The organism is Calditrichota bacterium, assembly GCA_014359355.1.
GTDB lineage: Bacteria > Zhuqueibacterota > Zhuqueibacteria > JANLFK01 > Oleimicrobiaceae > Oleimicrobium.
In genome coordinates this window covers 1-2,984 of the sequence record JACIZP010000233.1, presented here as the reverse complement: position 1 = coordinate 2,984, position 2,984 = coordinate 1, and the positions used below count along the sequence as shown (strand labels likewise).

Below are 2,984 nucleotides of genomic sequence, written 5' to 3'. Positions count from 1 at the left end.
GGTGACCAGGATCGTGACCCCCCGCTCGCGCAGACCAGCCAGAATGCGCCAAAACTCCCGCCTGGACACTGGGTCAACGCCAGTAGTCGGTTCGTCCAGCAGCAACACCGCCGGAGTGTGGATGAGCGTGCAGCACAGGGCGAGCTTCTGCTTCATGCCGCCCGAAAGATTTCCTGCGCGCCACTGCCGAAAGGGCGCCAGTCGACTGAAAGCGAGAAGCTCCTGCACCCTTGCCTCGCGCTCGGCGCGTGGCACTTCAAAAAGGTCAGCGAAGAAGCGCAAGTTTTCGGACACCGTGAGGTCGGCGTAGAGGGAGAAACGTTGCGGCATGTAGCCGAGGAGCCTCTTCACCCGCCTGGGATGTACAGCCACGTTCTGCCCTTTGACCAGGCATTCGCCCTTGTCGGCCCGCAGAAGGCCGCACAGAATGCGGAGCGTGGTCGTCTTGCCGGCGCCGTCCGGGCCGATCATGCCAAAGAGGCGGCCGTGGCCTACGGTGAAGGAAAGGCTCTTGACGGCTTCGATCCGTCCGTAGGCCTTCCAGAGGTCAGCGACGACAATGTCAGCGGCACATGCGTCCACTTGGCCTTAGTGCACCAAAGACACTTCCACCGGCATCCCCAAGAGCAACCGCCCTTGCGAATTGGGCACAACCACTTTGACGGCATACACCAGTTCGGCGCGGGCGGAGCGCGTCTGCACGTTCTTCGGGGTGAATTCCGCCTTTGGCGACACCCAGCTGACCGTCCCGGCGAACACCTCAGCCGGCAGCGCATCCGCGCGCACCGCCACCTTGGCTCCGAGCGAGACCTTGTCCAGGTCGGGCTCCGGCAGATAGATCTTGACCCACATCTCGCTGAGATCGGCGATGGTTACCAGCGGCGAGCCCGGCGCCACCATCTCGCCCTGCTCCACGTACTTTGCCACGATGACTCCTGCCAGCGGCGCACAGACTGCGGCGTCGTGAATCTGGCTCTCCAGCAGTTCCCGTTGCGCTTGGAGCTGCTTGCCACGCTCTTCGAGAGCGGCCAAGCTGTTTCGTGCGGCCTCCAGCTGTGTGCGGGCAGTTGACAAAGCTACCTGGGCATTGTCCAACTGCTGCTGGGGGGCACTGCCACGCTCTGCCAGGCTGCGGATGCGCTCGTACTGCCTGCGCGCGTTGTCATATTGCTCCGCGGCAAGCTCGACCGCTTGCCTGGCGTTGGCAATGTTGTGCCTCAACTCCTGTTGTGCCGCGATCACCTGTGTCCGCTGCAGGACCAGCTTGCTGGAGTCGACCGCGGCAAGGAGCATCCCGGCGCGTACTGTGTCCCCTTCGTCGACATAGAGGGCAACGAGCTGCCCGGCGAGCTTTGCACCAACCGTCACCTGGCGCGCCTCGAGGGTACCCGAACCGAGCCAGTGGTCTTCATGCGCACGGGAGCACCCGAGGAGGAGCAAGGCGCTCACCCACAACACACGGCCGTATTGCGTAGAACGACGGACCATTTCCTCTCCGCAATTTGCTGAAACGCATCTCAGCGGCACGATCGAAAAGACCGCAGCGCGCTAACCGGGATTGGCCTCCTGGCACGGGGAGTGAGAGCGCGCCTCGGCTACCGGCCTCATCGCCTCAGAGCAGCTGCATGTGGCTGAACTCGAGGATAATCTTCTTCTGGCCAAAGTCATCAAAGTCGACCGTCACTTTGGTGCCGCTGGAGGCGCGGGCAATGCTCAGCACCGTGCCCAGGCCAAATTGGGGATGGCGCACTCTGCACCCCGGCATCAGGTAAGCGGGGAGCTGAGACTCTTCCTCATAGGCCTTCAGCCGGCGTGCCACACGCTGGCGCTCCCCTCCTGCCCTGCTCGCTGGCTGGGTCATACGTTGTACCCTCTTCCCCACCCTGCCAGCGCTCTCATACTCCACGTGGTCCTGGTCAATTTCGCCCAAAAAGCGGGAAGGCATGCAGCTGTACGCCTGCCCCTGGCGCAAACGGGTTGTGGCCCAACACAGGTAGAGCTTCTCTTTGGCGCGGGTGCTCCCCACGTAGAAAAGGCGACGTTCCTCCTCCAGGTCCTCGTTGCTGTCGAACGAGCGGGCAATGGGGAACAACCCTTCTTCCAGCCCGGTGATGAAAACCACAGGGAACTCCAGGCCCTTGGCGCTGTGCACCGTCATGAGACTTACCGCGTTAGAACGGTCATTCCACGTATCGATGTCGGTCAGCAGCGAAATCTCCTGCAGGTAGTCTTCGAGCGCGGTGCCCGGGTTATTGCGGGAAAAATCGGCGATGCCGTTCAACAACTCACGCACGTTCTCCGCACGGCTGAGGGATTCTTCTGTTCCCTCTTCTTTGTACATGCGCAGGATGCCCAGATCGTCCAACAGCGCCCCCACCAACTCGGCGGCCGGCACTTCGGTGCGCAGGTCGATGTACTTGCGGATGAGCCGATAGAAGCGCAGCACCCGCTCCTGCATAGCTGGCGACAGCCCCTCAACCTGGTCTGCCCTGCCCAGAGCGTCGAACAGCGGCATGCCGAGCATCGTGGCAAACCCACGGAGCCGCGCAATGGTTGCTTCGCCAATGCCACGCGGCGGAGAGTTGATGATGCGTAGCAAGCTGATCGTATCGTGGGGATTGCAGATCACGCGAAGGTACGCCAGTACATCCTTGATCTCCTTGCGCTCATAGAACCGCACACCCCCTACCACGGTGTACGGGATGCCGCTCCTCCGCAGCGCTTCCTCCAACACACGCGACTGGGCGTTGGTGCGATAGAGCACGGCAAAGTCCCGAAAGTTGCGGGGGCGGTTCTGGAACTCCCGCTCTATCCTGGCAATGACCGCTAAGGCCTCGTCGGTGTCGGACTGCGCCTCGAGAACGGTCACCTTTTCACCTGTTGCCCCGTCGGTCCACAGCTCTTTAGGTTTGCGCGCCCGATTGTGCGCGATGACCGACGAGGCGGCGGCAAGGATGCACTTCGTGGAACGGTAGTTCTGTTCC

3 protein-coding genes are annotated in these 2,984 nt (G+C 62.3%); all 3 read right to left on the bottom strand.

The features are described 5' to 3' along the window. A partial coding sequence (locus tag H5U38_10500; GenBank protein ID MBC7187453.1) for an ABC transporter ATP-binding protein occupies positions 1-471 on the bottom strand: 471 nt, incomplete at its 3' end. A 117-nt stretch (positions 472-588) separates the two neighbouring features. Further along, positions 589-1,488: an efflux RND transporter periplasmic adaptor subunit gene (locus H5U38_10495; GenBank protein ID MBC7187452.1), complete on the bottom strand. Its 900-nt coding sequence runs from the start codon at positions 1,486-1,488 to the stop codon at positions 589-591. Positions 1,489-1,612: 124 nt separating this feature from the next. Further along, the coding region (locus H5U38_10490; protein MBC7187451.1) for a DUF3553 domain-containing protein at positions 1,613-2,984 on the bottom strand (1,372 nt) is incomplete at its 5' end.

What these genes read in the sequence shown, in the direction of transcription:
- H5U38_10495 (MBC7187452.1), bottom strand. Translation starts at nt 1,488, where the DNA reads ATGGTCCGTCGTTCTACGCAATACGGCCGTGTGTTGTGGGTGAGCGCC.